Here is a 21,842-nt window from a genome sequence, read left to right on the forward strand (position 1 = left end):
TGAATTACCTTTCCTGGGACTGCATGCCGAGGTACCAACGCAGGCAGCGTTTCTCGACAAGCTTGAAAATGGCGTTGGCGGCGACGCCGATGATGCCGAGCAGGATGATTCCGCTCCACATTTCTTTGAGTTGGAACAGCCGCTGGAACTGGACGATGTTGTAGCCGAGGCCGTTGCTCGCCGCGAACATCTCGCTGATGACCATCATGATCAGGCCGATCGCCAGGGACTGCCGGGCCCCGACGAAGATCTTCGGCGAGGCGGAGGGGATGGTCACGTTCAGGAGCCGCTGCGTCGGCCGGAGCGAATACGACCGGGCCGTGTCGATCTGGATCCCGTCGATGCCGCGGACGCCTTCCACCGTGTTCAGGAGGATCGGCCACACGCAGCCGAAGGCGATCACGGTGATCTTCATGCCGTCGCCGATGCCGGCGATCAGCATCATGATCGGCACCAGGACCGGCGGCGGGATGGCGCGGAAGAACTCGAAGACCGGTTCAACGGCCAGCCGCAGCCGCCGCACCGATCCGACGACGAGCCCAATCGCGATCCCGATGACCAGGGCACAGAGATAGCCCACGGCAAGCCGGACCAGGCTGGGCACCACGTCCTCTGCCATGCGTCCATCGAGCCAGGTCTTGGGGAAGACCCGGGCAATGGCCAACGGCGAGGGCCAGTAGAGGCTCTCCGTCACTTCCGCCAAAAGCGTCCAGAGCGCCAGGATCACCGCGGGAACGGTCAAGGTAACGAACAACCAGATGGGTAGCTTGCCCATGTTCATTTCACGCTCCCTCCGAGCGAACCGAGGCATGCCAGAACAGGACCCTGCCCTCGATGTGGCGGGTGCCGACGTTGACCAGCACCCCGAGCAGGGCCGCCACCAGGACCAGGGCGTACATGGTTGAGGTGGCCACCGATGACTGGGCGACGACGATGAGCTTTCCGATGCCCGGTGACCCGATCACGAGTTCGCCGGTGATCTCCAGGATGAGCGCGACGGCCGCGGCCAGCCGAATGCCGATGACCACGTACGGCATGATGCTGGGCCAGACGACCTTGCGAATCGTCCAGAACGCACCCAGCCGGTACGTGCGCGCGGTGTCCATCGCCACCCGGTCGATGTCCCGCACCCCGTACATGACCTGGATCAGGACCTGCCAGAAGCTGGCGAAAACCACCAGCAACAGCGTCGCCTGCATGGTCGTGCCGAAGAGCAACGCGGCGATCGGCACCAGTGCCACCGACGGGATGGGACGCAGGAACTCGATGGTCGAGGAGAGCATCCGGTTCAGGATCGGGATGCTGGCCACGACCACACCGCCGGCCACGCCCAGGACCGACGCGATGGCCAGTCCGAGCAGCCAGCCCAGGATCGTTGAGCCCAGGGCCACCCAGAAGCCCCCATCCGTCAATTGCCCGCCGAGCGCGGCGAGGACGTCGGACAGCGGCGGAACGTACCGGGAATTGAGCAGCCCGAACCGGGGAACGATCTCGAAGAGCGCCAGCAGGATTCCGACGCCCAGCAGCCCCCACAGGAGCGGTTCCCGGCTGGAGCCCTTCCCGGTCTGCTTCTTCGTCTGCGTCGGGGCCGCCGTCATCGTCCGCCGCCAGGGTGGGGGTCGGCGCCGGTCATCGCTCCGAGGTGCGTGGCAGCCGTTTCGCAGAGGAGGGCGATGGCGATGGCCCCGGGGTCGGGGTGCCCCAGCGCCCGCTGGCCCAGGTAGCTGCTCCGCCCCAGGCCGGCAACGATGGCGCCGGTCGACTCCGCGCCCTGGCGGGCGGCCCGTGCCGCCGCAGCCACGGCCTCCGGATGGCTGGCGGCGGGCCCGTTCAGGGCCTCCACGGCGGGAGCGAGCGCATCAACCATGGTGCGGTCGCCGATCTTGGCTCCGCCGAGTTCCCGGATCAGGGCCGCGCCGATGTCCAGGCCCCTGCCCCAATCCTCCAGTTGCGGCGCCTCCTGGGCGCGGCCGATGCCTTCGGCCACCCCTAGGGCCAACAGGCTGTAGAGCGGACCGGAGGTACCACCCACACCCCGGCGGATCGTCGTCGACAGATCCCGGAAGTAGCCGGACAGACTATTGCCTGCCGTTAATTCCTCCCCGCAGGACAGGATGCTCCGGGCACCGCGGGCCAGGTTCGTCCCCAGGTCCCCGTCCCCCACCGCACGGTCAAGCGCCGTGAGGTGGTCCTCCTCCTCGATCAGCCGCCGGCAGAGCAGCGCCACGAATTCGTGGGCGGCCGCCACCGTGGCCGGCGTCTCGCCATGGACCCGACCCTCGTGCTGCGGGGCCTCCGGAAGGCCTCCGTCACCGTCCGGGACGCCGTTCGGGTGCCCCGGTGCGCCGAAGCCGGGGACGGCCGCCGGCTCCAGAAGCAGGGACCGCGACGCGTCGTCGAGCGCGGCCAGCGTGACCGACACCCCGGGCATCTCCAGGGACGTCATGAACGCCCCGGTCCAGAGCAGTTCGGGGGAGAGTCCCCGGGCACGTGCGGCCTGGATGACGTTGCCGGCAAAGATGCGCAGTTCCAGGTCCGGGGTTCCGCCCAGGCCGTTGACGAGGACGGCGACCTCGGTCCCTTCCGCAAGCCCCCGGTCGACGGCGATCGCTTCCACCAGCGCGGTGGCCAGTTCCCGGGAGCCGGGAAGCGGGCCCCGGTTTCGGCCGGCTTCGCCGTGGATGCCCAGCCCCCACTCGATTTCCTCCCGGCCCAGCGTGAAGTTCGGTTCCTCCCGGCCCGGCGAATGGCACGGGCCCAGGGCGACCCCCATGGTGCCCATCCCGGGCAGGAAGCCCTTCAGTGCCGCGACGATTCCGGCCAGGCCGGTGCCTTGCTCCGCCAGCGCCCCGGCCAGCTTGTGGACCAGGACCGTTCCGGCCAGGCCGCGCCGCCCGGCCCGGGACTCGTCGCCGAGCGCGACGTCGTCGGCGACGACCACCATGTCGACGTCGAGGCCTTCGGCCCGGGCCATTTCCATGGCGATCCCGAAGTTCAGCCGATCACCGGTGTAGTTCTTGACGATCAGGAGGACCCCCGCGTCCGTCGCCACGGCCTTGATGGCCGAGTAGACGTCGTCCGCCGACGGCGAGGTGAAGACGGGGCCGAGCACGGCGCCGTCGAGCATTCCGGGGCCAACGTAGCCGGCGTGGGCCGGCTCGTGCCCGGAACCGCCTCCTGAAATCACCGCGACCTTGTCCGGCTCTTTCCGGAACCGGGGGGCCCGCAGCACGATTGGTTCGCGGGGCAGGCGGGCCAGGCCGTGCCCGGCCGCGACCAGGCCATCGATGTAGTCCTCGATGACGTCTTCGGCCGAATTGATGAGCTTCTTCATGACTGGACCAAACGCCCTACTGCTCGTTCAGGAACGCGGTCACGGCATCGGTGGCCTTGTCCGGGTCTTCGAGCGACTCGGCGTCGGCGGCCAGCCGGGCGATCAACCGGACGTCTTCGGTGGTGAGCCCCCACTTGAAACGGGTGAGGGTCATGGAATCGATCAGCGCCGGATCGATCTTGGTGAAGTTGCCCAATTCGGCCCGCACCGCGTCCGGGTTGGCATCGGCATAGGCAAACGACTTTTCCAGGGCACGGACGAAGGCCTTGACGAATTCCGGATCGGTTTCCGTCATTTTGGTGGAGGTGAAGTAGGTGGCCGTGACGAAGTTGGGGTCGGCTTCGGCATACAGGCTGGCAATGTTCTTGGCGCCATCGCCTTCGATCACGCCGAGGAACGGTTCCGAGGTGGACGCGGCATCGATCCGGCCCGATTCCAGTGCCGCGCCCATGTCGGCCAGGGGCATTTCAAGGAACGTGACCTTCTTCGGGTCTCCGCCGGCCTTCTTGATGGCGGCCCAGAGGCTGACCTCGTGCAGGCCGCGCAGGGCGTTGACCGCGACCTTCTTGCCTTCCAGCCCTGCGGCGTTTTCAATGCCGCTCTCCGGCAGGACCAGCACCCCGCCGTGGTCCTTGCCCACGACGCCCGTCGTGCGCCCGCCCACGGCGACGGCTTGGATGGGAAGATCCTGGCCGGCGGCCTGGAGCATGTTCACCGATCCGCCGTAGAGCATGTCGAACTGCCCGTTCAGCAGGGAGGGGATCATGGCCGCGCTGCCCTGGCCAAACTCGATGTTGAGCTTCAGCCCTTCATCCTCGAAGTATCCCTGCTTCTCCCCCACATAGAGCGCTGCCACGTCAACGACCGGAACGGCCCCGACGTGCGCTTCCCGCAGCTCGCCGTTGGCAGCCGCGCTCTTCTGCTCGCTGCCGCCGGTGGCGGGCGAGCAGGCGGTGAGCGCCATGGCCGCCGCGCCGAGGGCGATCATCAACTTGGGCAGTCGTTTCATCTGTTGTCTCCTTGGGGTGCTTTGGTATCAAAAACTGTTTCCATGGCGGATCTCATGACACGCCGCGTCCGACCCGCATGGGCAGCGAATCGAACCCGCGCAGCCAGTTCGAGAGGAAGGGCACCGGCTCGCCGGCCAACTCCAGGACTTCAGCCCGCTCGGCCAGAACCGTCAGCAGGGTGATCGCCTCCATTCGGGCCATCATCTGTCCCACGCAACCGTGGATTCCCGTGCCGAAGGCCAAGTGTCCCGAGGTGTCCCTCGCGATGTCGAACTCCTCCGGGCGCTCCCAGAAGCGGGGATCGCGATTTGCCGCGGAAAGCATCAGCAGGACCTTCTCGCCGGCCCCGAGGACCGTATCGCCGATCCGGGTTTCGTGAGACGTGGTTCGGCCGATGTAGGGACTCGGGGCGTAGCAGCGCAGCGATTCCTCAAAGACGGCCTTGGCCAGCCCCGGATCCTGCTTCAGGGCAGCCCAGGCCTCGGGATTCTCGGCGAGCGCCTTCAGCGCGAACTGGATGCCGAAGATCGTCGTGTCAACACCTGCCGACAGGAAGGTGCGCACCAGCATCGCCGCGTCCTCTTCGCTGATGTCGCCGGAATCGGCAAAGGCATAGATGTCCTGGCCCAGTCCTCCCGGCGCCAGCGCCTCACGCCTGATCTGCCAATCCACGTAGGGAACCGCCGGCTTCGCCTCCTCGACGGCCTCCCAGTAGAACTCGTTCCGGGGGCCCATGGCCTGGAAGTTCAGGTTCGAGTACGGCAGCAGGTTCTCCCGCCCCTCGGGGCTGAAGCCAATGGCGTCGGGAAGGACGGCAAGGGGAAAGGCCTCGGCGAGTTCCTTGGCACCGTCGACCGAGCCCCGGTCGAGGGCCCTGTCGACGATTTCCACCGCCGTGGCCCGGAATCCGTCGCGCAGCCGGCGGACGACCCGCTGGCTGAGCACCGAGGCCATGACCCGCCGGTACTTGGCGTGCACCGGAGGGTCGCTCTCCAGGATGACGCTGGGCTTGCGCCAGTTCGCTTCCTTCTTGATGTTTGTCAGGCCCGTGCCGGACGACGATTCGAAGGTCCCGTAGTCGCGGAAGATGTGATCCACCACGGCATGGCGTCCGGTGGCCCAGATGCCGTGCTTTTCCAGCCACACGATGTCGCCCGCCTCGCGCACGGTCCGATCCACCTCGGTCGGGTTCAGCAGACTCTCCCGGGAAAAAGGATCGACGTCCGAAATGACGCGCTTGTTTGTGTCCGTTGAATCCAGCATGTGCTCTCCCTGATCGCGGCGCTTCTCCCTGCATGTCGCACCAGCCAGCCGTTCGTGATGTGCATTACATTTAAATTCGTTCATATGTAAACTGATTTCGACGCACCCGTCAAGGAGGCCTCGGAATTTGCCCGCTGCAGGGCAGGAGCGGGGAAGGCGCCCCGGTGAGCACAGGGCAATTCCGACCGAACGTAAGGACTTTCCATGCCAGTTGTGACGCCCGCCCGCAACTCCACGTATCGTGGTCGCAAGTCCGGGCCCCGCCAGGCCATCGGCATGGCAACGACCACCGCTTCCTCCGCAAGTGAATAGGCAAAATGTCCAATCCAACCGCTTCGGCCCCACTCCACGTCGATGATGAAGGACGCGTCCTTGACCGGCTTCCGGAGACGATCGATCGCGACTCATATACCCCGGCTCTTGTTGGGCTCGTGTCCAACATGCTGCTCTGGGGCGGCTCCCGGGTCTTCAGCCATCTGTTCGGACTCGGCACCAACGAGTGGCGGATCATCAGCGCGCTGGGCAACCACCCGGGCTCGTCCGCAAGCGAACTCTGCGAGGTCCTAGGCATCAACAAATCGATTGCCTCCAAGGCGATTACGGTCCTGACGGAACGGAGGCTGATCACCGCCAAGGACGGGAGGTGGAACTCCCGCCTCCTCTTCCTGACTCCGGCCGGCGCCGAGATGCACACACGGATGATGCCGGTGGCCATGGAACGGCAGCGCCTCCTCCACCGCCGCCTTGATCCGGAGGAGATCCGGGTACTCAACCAGGCCCTGCTGAAGATGCTCGATGCCAAGGACGACCTCATGCTTTACGAGTCGGAAGTGCTCGCCGCGCCACCGCTTGCGGACGATTGATCCCGTGCATGCCCCTGCGTGCGGTGCACCGTGACGCGTCGCCATGCATCCGACGCACGGGCATGCACGCCCGCCCCGGGCCGCCGGCAGGTGTAGGGGGCCGGAACGCGGAACAGGCCCCGACGCGAACGTCGGAGCCTGTTCCCCTCCCCGGCCGGGGAGGATTCACCCATCTAGTCGAAGTCCGCCACTAATCGAAGACGGAGACCAACTGCCGGTCCAGTTCCAGGATCACCTCGGGGTTGTAGGCGGCCTTGGGGCCGGGGACGTAGCGCACGGAGGAAAGCTCGCCGCGGTACCGGAAGCACCCGTGCCGGCGGTACAGCTCCCAGTCCACGGGGCCGCCGCGGTCCAGGCCCACGCTGATCCCGGCGAACGGGGCCATGCCGATCAGCATCGTCACCTCGTCCAGGCCGAACGCCGCACGCCCGTCCACCCGGACCCCGATCTCCCAGCGGAACCCGGGCAGGGCCGTGAAGCCGACCGTGACCGAGCGTGCGCCCGGCTCCAGCGGCGCGCTGGCGTGGCGCATCGCCCCGTACTGGTTGTAGGCGAGGACCAGCCGGCCGTCCTCGATCCGCAGCTGGTAGCCGCCGCCCTGGTCGCCGTGGGCCAGCAGCACCCCGGCGTCGCCCTCGCGCCAGTGCAGGTCCACCTCGATCGTGAAGCTGCGCAGCCGGACCAGCTTGGCGCTGCGGTACCGCTCCAGCGTGGGGGCGCCGGGGAAGAGCGTCACCGGCGCCTCCAGCGCCAGCTCGGTGGCGGGCCGGTTGCGGTTGAACGACCCGTCGTCGTTCAGCGGGAACACCTGGTTCTCCCACGCGCTGGCACGCCAGCGCTCGGCCAGGCGCGCGACGGCGTCGGGCCGCTCGGCGGCGAGGTCGCGCGTCTCCGTCGGGTCCGCGGCGACGTCGTAGAGCTCCCAGCCGCCCTCGTCCCATCCGGGCCCGTTCGGGGCCGGGGCGATCGCCTTGAGGCCGCCCTCGATGAACGCGCGCCGGCCGTTGAGTTCGGTGTACTGCTCGGTGTGCAGGGTGGGCAGGGACGCGTCCCGCAGCCAGTGGTCGAAGGCCACGCCGTCGGCCGGCCGCGCCGGGATGCCGGCGCGTTCGGCCAGCGGCTCGACGCCGGCCAGGCGCAGCAGCGTGGCGCCGATGTCGGTCGCGTAGGCGTACTGGTGGCGCACGCCGTCGTCGTCCGCGGCCCGCGGCAGGCCCGCGGGCCAGGAGACGAGCATCGGCACCCGCACTCCCCCGCCGTGGGTGTAGGTCTTGTACATCCGGAACGGCGTGTTCGAGGCGTAGGCCCAGCCGCGCGGGTAGTGGACGTAGGTCTGGGGGCCGCCGATCAGGTCCGGGTCGCGCGGCACGTCCGGTTCCCAGTCCTCCGGCAGCCCGGTGCGGACCCCGCCGAAGCGGCTGAAGTAGCTGCGGGTGCCGGTGTCCCCGCCCTCGGAGGTGCCCCCGTTGTCGGAGGTGAAGACGAAGATCGTGTTCTGGTACTCGCCCATCGCCTTGAGCCGGTTGGCGAGCCGGGCGAGGTTCTGGTCCACGTTGTCCACCGCGGCGGCGAAGGCCTCCATGTAGCGGGCGAAGGTCCGCTGCTGGGCCTCGGTGAGCGAATCCCAGGGCACGACGTCGGCGCCCGCCTCCCGGTTGCGGGGTGCGCAGCGGGTGTCCGGGCCGAACAGCCCGATCTCGATCTGCCGCGCGAAGCGCTCGTCGCGGATGTGGTCCCAGCCGGCGTCGTAGCGCCCCCGGTAGGTTTCCAGGTCCCGCTCCTTGGCCTGCACCGGGCCGTGCACCGCCTGGTGGGCGAAGTACAGGAAGAACGGCTTGGCCGGGTCGTTGGCCCGCAGTTCCCCGATCATGCCCAGCGCCTGGTCGGTCAGGTCGTCGGTGAGGTAGTAGTCCTCCGGGTATTCGTCGACGACCACCTGGCCGTTGTCGCGCACCAGCCGGTGCGGGTGGAACAGGGACGTGAAGCCGTCCATGCACCCGTAGTAGCGGTCGAACCCGCGCTGCAGCGGCCAGGAGTCCTTGGCCGCGCCGTCGTGCATCTTCGATTCGACCGTCAGGTGCCACTTGCCCACCATGAAGGTGGCGTAGCCGCCGGCGCGGAAGCTCTCCGCCAGCGTGGGGGCGTCCGCGGGCAGTTCCATCGCGGAGTTCGGGAAGCCGGGATCCATGTGGGGCACGTAGGCGAACCCTGCCCGGTGCGGGTTCAGCCCCGTCAGCAGCGCGGCCCGCGCCGGCGCGCACATCGGCGGGGTCTGGTAGTTGCCCAGCCGGTACCCCTCCCCCGCGATGGCCTCCAGCGTGGGGGTGTGGATCTCGCCGCCGAACGGGGAGATGTCGCTGTAGCCCATGTCGTCCATGAGCATGACGACGACGTTCGGCGCCCCGGCGGGCGCGGTGGGCCGGGGCGGCCAGCAGGGGGCCGATTCGCTGGCCTTCTCCGAGACCATGCCCCCGAAGCCCGCATAGTCGCGTACGGGGTAGCTGCCGTTGTTGATCTGCGTCATGATCCTTCTTCATTCCTTCCGCCGCGGCGGCGGGGTGCGCCGGGGCGGTGGTTCGGTCGGTGCGTGCGGGGACGCCAGTGCTTTCCGGGACGCCGGCGCGGCGGTCCCACCGAAGCCTTTCGGGGAACCGCCGCCGGGCAGGCGCCTAGCCCAGGTCGATCTTGGAGGTTTCCTTGGTCAGCCGGACCGCGACCATGCCTGCGACCATGACCGCTGCGAAGAAGGCGGCGACCAGTCCGATGCTGCCTCCGGCGGCGAGGACCAGCCCCGTGGCGATCATCGGGCTGAAGCCGGCGCCCAGGGTGGAGGCCCCCTGGTAGGAGAGCGAGGCGCCGGTGTAGCGGACGCTGGTGGGGAACTGCTCGGCGACGAACGCGCCGATCGGCCCGTAGAGCAGGCCCTGCACCACCCCGTTGCCGACCACGATCGCGACGGCGAAGCCCCAGAGGGTGCCGTTGTTCAGCAGGGCGATCAGCGGGTAGGCCAGCACGACGCCGACCACGCCGCCGATCAGCAGCATGCGGTTGCGCCCGATCCGGTCGCTCATGCGCGCGGCCCAGAACGTGACGAGCAGGGTGACGATGGCGCCGGCGGCCTTCCAGTTCAGCACTCCGGAGCGGTCCACCCCGTTCTCCACGGCGAGCGAGACGCCCCAGACGGTGAACAGTCCCTGGCAGGCGTAGAAGCTCATGGCGGCCAGCAGCGCCAGGACCACGGCGCGCGGGTGGTCGCGCAGGACCTCAAGGATCGGCATCCTGCGCTTGTCGTTGACGGCCTCCAGCCGCTGGAAGGACGGCGTCTCGGAGACCTTCAGCCGGATCACCAGGCCGACGGCGATCAGCACGGCGCTGAGCAGGAACGGGATGCGCCACCCCCACGTCAGGAAGTTCTCGCCGGTCAGCGCGGAGACCGCGGAGACCACCAGTGTGGCCATGATGGCCCCGGCCGGGCCGCCGGCGCTGGCGAAGGAGGTGGCGAAGCCGCGCTTGGCCTTCGGCGCGTGCTCGAGCGCCATCAGGGCCGCCCCGCCCCACTCGCCGCCGACGGCGATGCCCTGGCAGATGCGCAGCAGCACCAGCGCGATCGGCGCGGCGATCCCGATCTGGGCGGTGGTGGGCAGCACGCCGATCAGCGTGGTGCCCACGCCCATGATCAGCATGGAGAGCACCAGCATCTTCTTGCGGCCCAGCTTGTCGCCGAAGTGGCCGAAGACGACGCCGCCGAGCGGGCGGGCCACGTAGCCGACGGCCAGCGTGGCGAAGGAGGCGAAGAGCGCGAATCCGGCGCCGAGGTCGGCGAAGAAGACGTGGCCGAACACCAGCGAGGCGGCCGTCGCGTAAAGGATGAAGTCGTAGTACTCGATGGCGCTGCCGATGAAGCTCGAGGAGAGGATGCGGCGCATCTCCGCCGTGTTCAGCGATTCGTTCACGGCCGGCCCCGAGGGTTCGCCCGAAGGGGCCGGGCCCGTGAGGGAGGCTCCGGTGCCTCCATGGGTCTGGGTGCGATTCACGACACTTCCTTGTGGGTGAGGGACGATTCTGGTTCCAGTGTGTGCCACCGCACAGGATCTGTATAATCAATTGATCCAAGGAAATCGATCAGGAAAACTTATGCCTGAAATCACGCTGCGCCAGCTCCAGTACTACGTTCGGGTCATCGAGCACGGCTCGGTGACGGCGGCCGCCGCGGCGTGCCACATTTCCCAGGCCGCGGTTTCGATGGCCATCTCCCAGCTGGAACGCTCGCTGGAGACCGACCTGCTGATCCGCTCACGTTCCAAGCGGGTCGCCCCCACGCCGGCGGGGCGCGAGTTTGCCGCACATGCCCGGGCGGTCCTGGCCCGGGTGGCCGAGGCCGAAGAGGCGATGACGGACCACCGCGACCTGATGCGCGGCCCCCTGAACATCGGTTTCGCCCAGTCGATTTCGCCACGCCTGATGCCGGTGCTCGCCGAGCACTTCACCACCCGCTATCCGGAGGTGGAGCTCGGATTCCGGGAGGGGGCGCCCTCGGAGATACAGGACGCGGTCCGCGACGGACACCTGGACTTCGCGCTCGTCTATGAGTTGCAGGCCGCGCCCGACCTGACCCCGGTGCGCCTGATCGACATCCACCTGCACGTGATGCTGCCCGCCACGCATCCGCTGGCGGGCGAACCCGGGATCCACCTGGCGCAGGTCATCGGCGAACCGGCCGTCCTGCTCGACGTCCCGCCGACGATCGAACGGCTCACTTCCATCGTGTCCGACCTCGGGCTGCGCATGGACGTGCGCTGGAGGAGCAGCAACATGGAGACGATCCGCTGCATGGTGGCGCGCGGGCTGGGGTACTCGCTGATCAACAGCGTGCCGGCGACCGGAGCGACCTTCGACGGGCGCACCGTGGTGTACCTGCCCGTCCTGGATGCGGTGCAAGGCAACGCGCTGGTCGGCGTGCTGCCGAGCGAGCACCGCCCCTCGCGCCGCGTGGAGGAGGCGCTGGAGGCGCTGCGTTCGGCCTGAGGGCGGCGGATCGCCCGCGCGGACGCGGGTGAGGGAGTTGACATTGCCGCCCGCCAAGGGGCGTGGGATCCTGAAAGGAGCCCGAAACAACGGGCTTCCGGACGATGGGTGCCGTACCCGGTGTGCGACAAGACGGCCCGTGGAGGCTGTCATGTCATGGTTCGTTCTGGTGTTGTCCGGTGTGCTTGAGGCGGCGTGGGCCACCGCGCTGGGCAAGTCCGAGGGCTTCAGCCGACTGGGTCCGTCCGTTGTGTTCTTCTCCGCGTTGGCCGCCAGCATGGCGGGACTGGCCTATGCCATGCGGGGCCTGCCGGTTGGCACCGCCTACGCGGTGTGGGTCGGCATCGGGGCGGTACTTACCGTGGTCTATGCGATGGCCACCGGCGGGGAGCCGCTGTCGGTGGTAAAGGTGCTGTTCCTGCTGATGATCGTCGCCGGCGTGGTGGGGCTCAAGCTCTCCCACTAGGCAGGTCCTCGCCTGAGGGGGGCGACGACGCCGGCGGTGCGTTCCGGCGTCGTCCCCCCTCCCTGTCCGGTACCGCCGCGCGGGCGGGCTCAGTCCGTGGAGGCCGGGAGGGCAGCCGCTTGGGCCCGGTACCGCTCGAAGGCGAGGGCCCGTTCCCGGGCGCCTTCCGGATCGACCGAGGAGTCGGCGAAGGAGTCAAGGATGGTGCGGAAGTGCCGCTCGATCCCGTCCCGCGTTTCCGGGTAGGGCAGGATGTGCACGGCGTCCTCCTCGATGCCGCGCTTGACGTGCCCGGCCAGCACGATCGGATCCATGCCGCCGCTGTAGAGCTGGTGCTGCAGCGCAATGAACTCGGGATCCGCGCGGAACCCCGAGTTCGCGGCCAAGTGGGCCGGCCGGGTGTCCTGGGCGAAGGCGATGTTGGACCGGATGCTGGCCGGACACAGCACCGAGGCACCGATGCCGTGGGCCGGCAGGGACAGCGCGTAGCTCTCCATCAGGTTGATCACCGCCGCCTTGCTGGCCGCGTAGATCGCCGCGGTGGGGCTGCCCTCGAAGCCGGCCATGGAGGCGGTGCTGACGATGTGGCCGTCCCGCCCGCTGGCGATCATGCGGGGCAGGAACGTCTGGATGCCGTTGATGACGCCCTGCAGGTTCACGCCCATCACCCAGTCGAAGTCCTCATAGGTGGCCGTGGCCAAGGGCCCGAAGCTGTTGACCCCCGCGGTGTTGAAGAGCAGCTGCGGCGCGGAGCCGAAGATCGCCTCGACCTCGTCCGCGGCGGCCGCGTAGGCCTGCCGGTCGGTGATGTCGAGCTCGATCCCGTGCGCCTCGATTCCCTCGGAGCGCAGCAGCTCCAGGGCGTCGTCGATCGCGGCCCGGCGGATGTCGGCGATCACGATGCGGCACCCGGCGTGCCCGAAGACCCGCGCCTGCCCCAGGCCGGCGCCCGAGGCGCCGCCGGTGATGAAGGCGATCTTGCCCGCGAACTCCCTCACTTGCCCTCCTCCCGACCCAGCGGAATGATGCCCAGGTCGTGCAGCAGGCTGGCCTTGTTCCACGAGGCCCACTCCTCCGCGATCCTGCCGTCGGCGAACCGGCACATCACGATGCCTCGGGCGTGCACGGGCCGCCGGGTGGCCCGGACCCCCAGGTAGTCGCCCAGGTGGGTGCCGCGCGCCTCCCACCGGTAGGCGGCGCGGTCCCCCTGCACGATCACGTCGCTGTGGGTGCGCACCAGGTCGGGGAAGCCGCGGTAGAGCCGTGCGATCCCCTCCCGCAGCTGGTCGCGGCTGTAGTCCGTCTTCTCGCCGTGGCGGACGAAGTCGGCTGCGTAGTAGGTGTCGATGGCCTCGCTGGCGGCCTCGTGGCCCTGGTGCGACAGGGCGCTCAGGAGCAGCTCCCGGTTGGGCAGCTCCTGCTTGGGTTGTTCTGTGGACGCGGTGACGGACATGCTGTGGGCTCCTTCGTGGTTCGCTGCAGGGGTGGCCTAGCCGGCCGGGACAAGCTGGGCGCCGTCGAAAAAGCCGCCGCCCTGGTAGACCAGGGGCGCCTTGCCCGAGGCCCGGGCATCGATCACCTCGCCGATGAAGATGGTGTGGGTGAAGGCCGGAATCTTGTACTTGACCTCGAGCTCGAAGTGGCCGGCCACGCCGTCGAGCACCGGGACCCCGCGTTCGCTGGGGGTCCAGTCCAGCTGCGCGAACTTGTCTCCGCCGGAGGCGGCGAAGGCGCCGGCCACCGCCCGCTGGTCGGCGGCCAGGATGTTGACCCCCAGGTGGTCGCTGTCGAACACCGCCGGGTAGGAACGCGAGGATTCGTTGACGCACACCAGCACCAGCGGCGGGTCCAGGGAAATGGAGGAGAAGGCGTTGACGGCCAGCCCGTAGGGGACGCCGTCCACGGCGGTGGTGACCACGGTGACGCCCGTGGGGTACTGGCGGTGGACGGCCCGCACCCGCTCCGCCAGTTCCTGCGCCGGTTCCTGCACCGCGGCCGGGCCGGCCTCGGCGGTGCTCGTGTTCGTGTTCATGACGCCTCCTGGGGGACGGCGCCGGCGGCGGCGCCGTCGGCGGGGAAATCGGATTGGATGCGGCGGTGGCGCTCGGCGGCCTGGGTGCGCCACTCGCCGTGGGTCGGAATGTAGAGGCGGCGGTCCCCGATGGCTTCGACCACCAGTTCGCCGACCTGTTCGGGGTCCAGGAACCGGAAGTTCTTCCCGTTGCCGGAGATGTCCACGTCGAACAGCGCCCCGTTCGAGGTGGCGGGCCGGTGCCGCAGGCTCGCCGCGATGTTGGTGCGCACCGGTCCGGGGATCAGCACGCTGGCCGAGACCACCGACCCCGCCGCCTCCAGTTCCGCGGCCAGCACCTCGGTCAGGCCCATCACGGCGGCCTTCGAGGCGACGTAGGCGCCCAGGCGGGGTGGCGGGGCCAACACCGACATCGAGGAGGTGTTGATGATGTGGCCCCAATCCGTGTTGCGTTCCAGCAGCGGCAGGAAGGCGTCCACCCCGTGGATCACGCCCCACAGATTGACCTCCAGCATCCACCGCCAGTCCTCCAGCGTCAGCTGGTTCATCGGGGCCATCGGTCCGACGCCGGCGTTGTTGCAGACCAGGTGCACCGCGCCGAACTCGGCCATGGTGGCCTCGGCGAGCGCCGCGACGCTGTCGGCGTCGGTGACGTCGGTGGTCACCCCAAGCACGCCGAGTTCGCCCTCCACCCGGTCCAGGGCGTCCCGGTCGATGTCGGCGACGACGACGTTCATCCCGCGCTCCACCAGGGTGGAGGCGATGCCCCGGCCGATTCCCGAGGCGCCCCCGGTCACGACCGCCGTGGCCCCGGCGAGATCGTCCCTCTGTGTCATGGCTGCATGCCCCTTCCGTTCGTGTGTGTCTCAGCGCAGCTCATAGCGCTTCAGCTTTCGGTAGATCGTGGCCCGGGAGATGCCCAGCTTTTCGGCCGCGACCTCCCGGTTGCCCCCGGATTCGCGCAGCGCCACCATAAGCGTCTGCCGTTCGACCCGTTCCATTTCCCGCAGCGGGCGTGAGGCCACCGCGGTGCCGTAGCGGGCGGGCAGGTCGGTGAGGCGGATCTCCCGCCCCGCGGCGCGGATGCGGGAGGTGGCCAGGACCTGGCGCAGCTGCCTCACGTTGCCGGGCCAGTCGTTGGAGACCAGGGCGGCGACCGCCTTGGGGGCGATGCTGCTGCGCTGGCCGTCGGCGGCGTCGAGCGCTGCCAGCAGTCCGCGGCAGAGCGCGGAGAATTCATCGGCGCGGTTGCGCAGCGGAGGAATCTCCAGGGCGGCGGGAAAGCACTCGCGCAGGAAGGCCGTCGGGCTGTCCTCGCCGTGCTGTTCGGTGGTGGTGCCGACCAGCGGCCCGGCCGCCGCGTTGATCAGGTCCGCGACGCGGTGCAGGAGCTCGGCCGGGATCTCCTCGAGGTGGGTCAGCAGCACGGGGGCGTTGCCGTCGCGCAGCGCGCGGCTCAGGTCCGCGAACCACTCCCCCGGTGCCGCGTGGGCCTGGGCGCCGTCGATTTCCGCCACCGCCGCGGGTGCACAGAGTTCGGCGAGCGCGTCGCGGGCGATGTGCCGTTTGCCGCTGCCCCTCTCGCCGCTGAAGAGCACCGCCTGGCCGCCGCCGAGCGCCCGGCGCGCCTGCGCCCGGAAGTCCTCGCGCACGGCCCCGCCCGCGCTGAAGGGCAGCGCGTAGAGACTCGTGGGGTCCGCTTCCCGTTCGGGTTCGAGGGTCAGCACGGCGGCGAACCGCCCGGCCGAGTGCTCCAGGGGGGTGATGGTGATGGTGGCGCCGGAGCCGTTGGCGAGCCGGCGGCGGGTCGAACGTTCCTGCCCGCGCAGGCTCGCCTCCTCGGCCAGCCGGCGCAGGACCTGCTGGTCGTTCTCGCCCAGCAGCGCCTGGGCCTGGGCGTTGGCTACGTAGTGGTTCGGTGTGATGCCCACGATCGCGCCGCGAAAGCGGCGCTGCATGCGCAGGTAGTGGTCGAAGAACGCGCGCTCCTCGTCGGCGCGGCTGGCCAGCAGCTGGGCCTCGATGGACCGCCCGATCTCGACCACGAGCTGGAGCAGCGCGGTGGAGCCGTACTCGCGGCGGCAGTGCACCCCGAGCGTTCCGACGAAGCGCTTGGTATAGGGGTCGCGGATGTTGACCCCGGTGGTGGTGATGATCTCGGTATCGAGGCGGAAGTGCTCGGAGCCGGAGATGATGAACGGGCGCTGCTCCTCCTGGGCACAGCCGATGCCGTTGGTGCCGATCTGGTCCTCGGCAAAGCACAGTCCCGGGCGCAAATCCTTCTGGCGCAGCCGCTCCGCCTGCGGCGAGTCGCCCACCACGACGGTCAGCAGCCTCGAGGCGCGGTCCGTCAGGAATCCCCAGGAACTCAGGTCGGAGATCTGGTCCTCGAGACGGTTCATGATCGGCTGGGCGATCTGGGCCAGCCGGCTTTGGGCCACGAACCCGGGGTCGTGGGGAATCACGGTGCCGTGCGGGTCCACCCCGGCCAGCAGGGAGCGCTTCCAGGACCGCAGCACGTCGGGGCGGACCTGGGGGTAGTCGCCGTCGCGGATCGAGAACGGGTCCCGCCCCAGCACCTCGAGCTTGGCGGCACGGATGGCGTCCCATTCCGCAACGGTGCCGGGCACCGTGGGGCGCGGTGTGTCCATCGGGGTGTTCCTTTCTGCTGGGGCGGGTGGCGGGCTGGCCCCGCGGGCGGGCGGTGCCGCCCGCGGGCTGCGGGAGGGCGCCGGATGGCGTCAGACGGCGAGACTGACCTTCTGGCCGTTGAGGCTGCGCGCCTTGGGCATCACCTCGCGGGCAAAGAGCTCCAGGCTGTCGCGGGCCTGGTCGTACGGCATCCCGCCGAAGCACGGGGCCACGATGATCTCGAAGTCGCCGAGGACATCGCGGATTTCCTCGATCTGGCCCAGGATGCGCTCCGGGTTGCCCCACAGCGCCGTTTCGGCGTACTTGTCCGCGGCGCCCTGCAGGCCGGCGTCCCTGATGCGCTTGGCGCCCTCGGCGTACCGCTCGTAGCCCTTGGTGGTGGCGAAGTGGTCCCCGGCCATCTCGTAGTGGTCGACGTTGGACTGGAAGAAGCGGGAGATGTACTCGAAGTGGCGCTCCTGGGCCAGGGCGTCGTCCTCGTGGCAGTACATGTTCACGTTCAGGCAGATGGCCGGCGCGACCTCTCCGTGCCGCTCCTGGTACATCTCGCGGTAGGTGGTGAAGTTGCCCATGAGGTCCGGCACCGGACGCACGATGAAGGACATCAGGCGGGCCTTGAGGTTCACCGCGGAGACGAGGGAGTCGGGGGATCCGGCCACGCAGTAGCGGCGGCCGAGGAAGGAGCCGCGCGGGCCGGGGCGCAGTTCGGCGCGCGGCTGCGGGTAGAAGGGGCCCTCGCCTTCGATGACGCCGGATTCGACGGCCTCGAAGATCATCGCCGAGGCCTCGTCGAAGCGTTCGCGCGTCTCCTCGAGCGGGATGCGGAAGGGGACGTACTCCTTGCGGGAGAGCCCGCGTCCGACGCCGAGCAGCAGGCGGCCGCGGGAAATCGTGTCGAGCATCAGGGCCTTCTCGGCCACCCGCAGCGGGTCGTTCCAAGGGACGATGACGGCGCCGCTGCCGAGCTTGATCTGCTCCGTGCGGCCGGCGACGTTGGCCAGCAGCAGCAGGTTGTCCGGGCACATCGAGTAGTCGCTGAAGTGGTGCTCCACCGCCCAGATGCTGTCGTACCCGAGGGCCTCGGCACGCACGGCCAGGTCCAGCTCGCCGTGGTACATCTCCTCGTCGGTCAGGCTCTCGTCGAGCTTGCCGAATCCGAGGTTGATGCCGATGTTCAACATGGTTGTCCCTTTCAGTGATTGGATTTCAAGCCGTAATCAACATCACTGGGTGATGTCATTGATATCACGCTAGGCTCCGTGCGATGGCCTTTGCGTCTCACTTTGAGACGGGCGGTTTTTCCGCCGGCGGCCCTCCCCGGAAACGCCGTTGGCCCGTTCGCATGGGTCACCATGCGAACGGGCCAACGGGCGGAAAAGGCGGGGCCTGCCGGTTCAGGAACCGAACTCGTAGACGGTGTCGGCGCGCAGGAATCCCTCGATGGCCTCGGGCCCCTGCTCGCGTCCGGTGCCGCTGGCCTTCACCCCGCCCCAGGGCGCACCGAGATCGGGCAGGTACCCGTTGATGCCGAATGAACCGGCCTGCACCCGCGCCGCGATGTCCCGGGCCACGTCCAGGTCCCGTGTCCACACCGTCCCGGCCAGGCCGTAGGCGTTGTCGTTGGCCAGCCGCACCGCGTCCTCGGCATCGCGGGCCCTAATCAGGCACACCACGGGCCCGAAGATCTCCTCCCGCGCCACCGGCCAGTCGTTGTCGACGTCGGCCAGCACGGCCGGTGCGACGTAGTGCCCGTCGGGCGGAAGGTCCGCCGGCAGCGCGGGACGGATCAGGCGCGCCCCCGCGGACACCGCGCCGGTGATCGCCCCTTCGATGCGGTCGCGGGCGGCCGCGGAGGCCACCGGCCCCAGGGCGCTCGATTCGTCCAGGGCCGGGCCCACCCGCTGGGCCTGGACGTACTCGCGGTAGCCCTCGACGATCCGTTCGTAGATGCCCGGTGTGGCGATGACCCTGGTCTGGGCGAAACAGGTCTGCCCCGAGTTCAGGTAGGACAGCGCGGGCAGTCGGGACAGGGTCAGGTCGAGGTCGGCGTCGTCGAGCACGATGGCCGCCGACTTGCCGCCCAGTTCCAGGTTCGAGGCCGCGAGCCGGCCCCCGACGGTGGCCCCGATGGAGCGGCCGACCGCGGTCGAGCCGGTAAAGGCCACCTTCGCGACCCCCGGGTGGGCGACGAGCGCGGCGGCCAGGTCCGCACCGCCCACGGCCACGTTGACGACGCCCGGGGGCACCCCGGCCTCGTCCAACACCGTGGCCAGCAGCCGGGCGCTGAGCGCGTTCTCCTCGGCCGGTTTGACGATGACCGGGCACCCGGCCGCCAGCGCCGGACCCAGCTTCGTGGCCAGCAGCATCCACGGGTAGTTCCACGGCACGATCGCGGCCACGACGCCCAGCGGCGCCCGGTGGATGCTGACGGTTCCGTCGAACAGGAGCGGGGCGCGGCGTTCGACCGTCTCCAGGCCGCGGGCCAGGCCGGCGTAGTAGCGCAGCACCGCCACCGGCCCGTGCACGTTGTTGCCCCGGGAGGCGCCGAGCGGCATGCCCATTTCGCGCGACACGAGTTCGGCCAGTTCCTCGCCGCGCGCCTCCCAGCGCTCGGCGATCGCCTCAAGGATCTCGGCGCGCCGCACCGGGCCGCAGCCCGCCCAGCCCGCCGCGGACCGTTCGGCCGCGGCGACCAGGGCGTCGGCGTCGTCCGCGCCGGCCAGCGACACCGTGCCGAGCGGGGCCCCGGTGCTCGGGTCCCGCAGCTTCCGCTCGCGGCCCTGCGGCGGCGCGATCCACTGCCCGCCGCAATACATTCCGTCGCGGTGCTGGCCGGCGGCGGACTGGCCATCGGAGAGGGGCACGGCCGGGGCCGTTTCATGCACGCTCACAGCACCACCACCGCCTTGATGGTGCTGCCGGCGATGCTGTCCTGGACGGCCCGTTGGAACTGCTCGAACGGGTAGAGCGTCACCAGCCGGTCAAACGGGAAGCGCCCGGCCCGATGCAGCCGCAGCAGCGCGGGAATCAGGGTCTGCGGCACGGAGTCGCCTTCCACGATGCCCATGATCGACCGGCCGAAGCCGACGGTGGCGTGGTCCAGGACGATCTCGGCGCCCGGGCGCCCCAGGCCGACCAGCCCTGCCACGCCGCCCACGTCGAGGGCGTCGACGGCCAGGCGAACGGCCGCAGCGGCCCCGCTGGTCTCCACGGCGTAGTCCGCTCCCCCGCCGGTCGCCGCCCGCAGCTGGTCCAGGGCGTCGGCATCGGCGACGTTGACCGTCTCGGTGGCGCCCAGTTCCCGGGCCAGGGCGAGCCGGTCCGGGTTCAGGTCGGCCACGACGATCGTGGCGCATCCGGCGGCGAGGCCGGCGAGCAGTGCGCTGAGGCCCACGCCGCCGGCGCCCATGATGACCAGCGAGCTGCCGGCGCGTACGCGCAGGCTGTTCAGCACCGCCCCGGCCCCGGTTTGGATGCCGCACCCCAGCGGGCCGAGGATGCGCAGCAGCTCCTCCGGGGTCTCGTCAGGCACCCGGACGAGGTTGCGCGGGGTGGTCAGGGCGTACTGGGCGAAGGAGGACTGGCCGAAGAAGCTGCCGGCGATCGGCTCGCCCACGCTCCCGCTGAGGGTCAGCGACCCGTCGTGGCGGGCCCCGGCCATGTTCAGAGGGAAGAAGCTGCGGCAGTGCGCCGGGGTCCCGCCGAGGCATTTGTCGCAGTCGCCGCAGGAGGCGAAGGACAGAATCACCTTGTCGCCGGCCTTCACCCCGGTCACGGCGGCGCCGACCCGTTCGACGATGCCGGAGCCCTCGTGGCCGAGCACGCGCGGGGAGGTGACATCGCGGGCCACCCCCAGGTCGGTGTGGCAGATCCCGGTGGCCACCAGCCGCACGAGCACCTCGTCCGCGCGTGGGGCGTCCAGGCGCACCTGCTCCAGTTCGAATCCGCGGGCCGCGTCGCGGACCACGGCCGCCGTCATAAGTGTCATGCCTTTTCTCCTTGGTGGGCGCGGTCATCTGCGCGGGTGGGTGGTGCGGGGACGGGATCCGGTACCGTGCGGGAGCGCCCGGCGAGGCGCACCAGCGACCTGCCGGCGGCGCCGAGCAGGTGGGACAGGCCCCGGGGCTCGAAGACCATCACGAGGACGAGCGCCAGGCCGTAGATCAGCAGCCCCACCTGTCCGACGGGGATGCCGATCCCGCCGTCCTGGCTGAAGTCGGCCTGCAGGAACGGGATGTACTCGGCGTACTGGGTGGCCAGGACGGGGATGGAACTGATGACGGCGGCGCCGAGCACCGGTCCCCACGTGGTCCCGAGCCCGCCCACCACAACGATGATCAGCAGTTCCAGGCCCATGTTGATCCCGAACTGCTCGGCCTGCACGTAGCGCAGCTGCGCCATCAGCAGGCCTCCGGCCAGCCCGCCGAAGGCACCGGCGAGGATGAAGGCGAGCACCTTGATCCGTGCCGCGTTGATCCCGGCGATCTCCGCGGCGGTCTCGGCCTCGCGCACCGCCACCAGGGCCCGCCCGAAGCGGGTGCGGTGCATGTTCACGACGGCGATCATGCTCGCGGCCAGCACCAGCCAGATCAGGATGAACAGTCCCTGCTCGTAGCTGTAGCGCATCCCGGCCACGGTCAGCTCGCCGAAGTCGATGAACCCCAGCGACAGGCTCGGGGTGGCGGAGATGCCGCCGTTGCCGCCGGTCAGCGCCGGCAGGTTGACGAAGACGTAGTGGCCCACGAAGATCAGCGCCAGGCTGAGCACGATCTGGAACACCCCCTTGAGCCGCAGCGTCAGCGGGGCCACGAGCGCGGCCGCCAGGCCTCCTGCCACGAACGATCCCGGAAGCCACACCAGCAGCGGCAGCTCGGCCAAGCCGCCCAGTCCGACGCCGGCGAAGGCGCCGACGCCCACGAAGATGCTCTGGGCCAAGGAGATCTGGCCCGCGTATCCGGAGAGGATGTTCAGGCCCAGCGCGGCGAGGGCGAAGACGCCGATGGTGCCGGTCAGCGAGATCAGGAACGCGCTGTCGACGCTGAGCGGGAAGGCCACGATGGCCACGAACGCCACGGCGAGCAGGATGCGCTGCGTCCGCGTGCGGCAGAGCCTGGAGTCGTCGCGGCGCCGAGCCCCCGACGGCGGCTCGGTGCGGGCGGACCTGAGGCGTGGTGCGGTTTCGGTCAGGGCCATGGGC

The 21,842-nt window shown here is 69.7% G+C and carries 19 protein-coding genes and 1 riboswitch; of the genes, 3 read left to right on the forward strand and 16 right to left on the reverse strand.

Features of this window, described 5'->3' with window-relative positions:
• Positions 1-4: 4 nt before the first annotated feature.
• The 5 genes from ABD912_RS15990 to ABD912_RS16010 are packed head-to-tail and all read right to left on the reverse strand — an operon-like array spanning position 5 to position 5,607.
• On the reverse strand, positions 5-781 hold the full coding sequence (locus ABD912_RS15990; protein ID WP_345152306.1) for an ABC transporter permease: 777 nt from the start codon (positions 779-781) through the stop codon (positions 5-7).
• Position 782: 1 nt separating this feature from the next.
• The gene (locus ABD912_RS15995; protein ID WP_345152309.1) at positions 783-1,598 is read right to left on the reverse strand and encodes an ABC transporter permease; all 816 of its coding nucleotides are present in this window, start codon (positions 1,596-1,598) and stop codon (positions 783-785) included.
• Positions 1,595-3,334: a dihydroxyacetone kinase family protein gene (locus tag ABD912_RS16000; protein WP_345152310.1), complete on the reverse strand. Its 1,740-nt coding sequence runs from the start codon at positions 3,332-3,334 to the stop codon at positions 1,595-1,597. The genes ABD912_RS15995 and ABD912_RS16000 overlap by 4 nt, the downstream gene beginning before the upstream one ends.
• A 16-nt stretch (positions 3,335-3,350) precedes the next feature.
• On the reverse strand, positions 3,351-4,343 hold the full coding sequence (locus ABD912_RS16005; RefSeq protein ID WP_345152313.1) for an ABC transporter substrate-binding protein: 993 nt from the start codon (positions 4,341-4,343) through the stop codon (positions 3,351-3,353).
• Positions 4,344-4,395: 52 nt separating this feature from the next.
• Positions 4,396-5,607: a cytochrome P450 gene (locus ABD912_RS16010; protein ID WP_345152315.1), complete on the reverse strand. Its 1,212-nt coding sequence runs from the start codon at positions 5,605-5,607 to the stop codon at positions 4,396-4,398.
• Positions 5,608-6,047: 440 nt separating this feature from the next.
• Between ABD912_RS16010 and ABD912_RS16015 the strand changes: the two genes are divergently transcribed.
• Positions 6,048-6,470 (forward strand): MarR family winged helix-turn-helix transcriptional regulator, encoded by a 423-nt coding sequence (locus ABD912_RS16015; protein WP_345152391.1) that lies wholly within the window; start codon positions 6,048-6,050, stop codon positions 6,468-6,470.
• A gap of 190 nt (positions 6,471-6,660) precedes the next feature.
• On the opposite strand, the gene ABD912_RS16020 is transcribed toward ABD912_RS16015, so the two are convergent.
• Complete coding sequence (locus ABD912_RS16020; protein WP_345152317.1) at positions 6,661-8,994, reverse strand: arylsulfatase; 2,334 nt, start codon at positions 8,992-8,994, stop codon at positions 6,661-6,663.
• Between the two features lie 145 nt (positions 8,995-9,139).
• Positions 9,140-10,504 carry an MFS transporter gene (locus ABD912_RS16025; protein WP_345152318.1) on the reverse strand — a complete coding sequence of 455 codons (1,365 nt, stop codon included), beginning with the start codon at positions 10,502-10,504 and terminating at the stop codon, positions 9,140-9,142.
• A gap of 100 nt (positions 10,505-10,604) precedes the next feature.
• On the opposite strand from ABD912_RS16025, the gene ABD912_RS16030 reads away from it, so the two are divergent.
• Complete coding sequence (locus ABD912_RS16030) at positions 10,605-11,495, forward strand: LysR family transcriptional regulator (RefSeq protein WP_345152320.1); 891 nt, start codon at positions 10,605-10,607, stop codon at positions 11,493-11,495.
• A 74-nt stretch (positions 11,496-11,569) separates the two neighbouring features.
• Positions 11,570-11,637, forward strand: a riboswitch (guanidine-III (ykkC-III) riboswitch).
• A 9-nt stretch (positions 11,638-11,646) separates the two neighbouring features.
• Complete coding sequence (locus tag ABD912_RS16035) at positions 11,647-11,961, forward strand: DMT family transporter (RefSeq protein WP_345152322.1); 315 nt, start codon at positions 11,647-11,649, stop codon at positions 11,959-11,961.
• Positions 11,962-12,050: 89 nt separating this feature from the next.
• Here ABD912_RS16035 and ABD912_RS16040 read toward each other — a convergent pair whose 3' ends face one another.
• From ABD912_RS16040 to ABD912_RS16080, 9 genes are all read right to left on the reverse strand, one after another.
• The gene (locus ABD912_RS16040; protein WP_345152324.1) at positions 12,051-12,959 is read right to left on the reverse strand and encodes an SDR family NAD(P)-dependent oxidoreductase; all 909 of its coding nucleotides are present in this window, start codon (positions 12,957-12,959) and stop codon (positions 12,051-12,053) included.
• Complete coding sequence (locus tag ABD912_RS16045; RefSeq protein WP_345152327.1) at positions 12,956-13,414, reverse strand: ester cyclase; 459 nt, start codon at positions 13,412-13,414, stop codon at positions 12,956-12,958. Before ABD912_RS16045 ends, ABD912_RS16040 begins: the two co-directional genes overlap by 4 nt.
• A gap of 36 nt (positions 13,415-13,450) precedes the next feature.
• Positions 13,451-13,993 (reverse strand): flavin reductase family protein, encoded by a 543-nt coding sequence (locus ABD912_RS16050; RefSeq protein ID WP_345152329.1) that lies wholly within the window; start codon positions 13,991-13,993, stop codon positions 13,451-13,453.
• Positions 13,990-14,829, reverse strand: coding sequence for an SDR family NAD(P)-dependent oxidoreductase (locus ABD912_RS16055; protein WP_345152330.1), 840 nt, complete (start codon positions 14,827-14,829; stop codon positions 13,990-13,992). The genes ABD912_RS16050 and ABD912_RS16055 overlap by 4 nt, the downstream gene beginning before the upstream one ends.
• 30 nt (positions 14,830-14,859) lie before the next feature.
• On the reverse strand, positions 14,860-16,644 hold the full coding sequence (locus tag ABD912_RS16060) for a sigma-54-dependent Fis family transcriptional regulator (protein ID WP_345152332.1): 1,785 nt from the start codon (positions 16,642-16,644) through the stop codon (positions 14,860-14,862).
• A 90-nt stretch (positions 16,645-16,734) separates the two neighbouring features.
• Positions 16,735-17,826 carry an LLM class flavin-dependent oxidoreductase gene (locus ABD912_RS16065; protein ID WP_345152334.1) on the reverse strand — a complete coding sequence of 364 codons (1,092 nt, stop codon included), beginning with the start codon at positions 17,824-17,826 and terminating at the stop codon, positions 16,735-16,737.
• Positions 17,827-18,039: 213 nt separating this feature from the next.
• A complete protein-coding gene (locus ABD912_RS16070) occupies positions 18,040-19,536 on the reverse strand; it encodes an aldehyde dehydrogenase family protein (protein ID WP_345152336.1) in 1,497 nt (498 codons plus the stop codon).
• Positions 19,533-20,633, reverse strand: a complete 1,101-nt coding sequence (locus ABD912_RS16075; RefSeq protein ID WP_345152339.1) for an NAD(P)-dependent alcohol dehydrogenase — start codon at positions 20,631-20,633, stop codon at positions 19,533-19,535. The genes ABD912_RS16070 and ABD912_RS16075 overlap by 4 nt, the downstream gene beginning before the upstream one ends.
• Positions 20,630-21,838: a branched-chain amino acid ABC transporter permease gene (locus ABD912_RS16080; protein WP_345152341.1), complete on the reverse strand. Its 1,209-nt coding sequence runs from the start codon at positions 21,836-21,838 to the stop codon at positions 20,630-20,632. Before ABD912_RS16080 ends, ABD912_RS16075 begins: the two co-directional genes overlap by 4 nt.
• Positions 21,839-21,842: the final 4 nt, after the last annotated feature.

It is taken from the genome of Arthrobacter ginkgonis (assembly GCF_039540195.1).
Taxonomy (GTDB): Bacteria; Actinomycetota; Actinomycetes; order Actinomycetales; family Micrococcaceae; genus Zafaria; species Zafaria ginkgonis.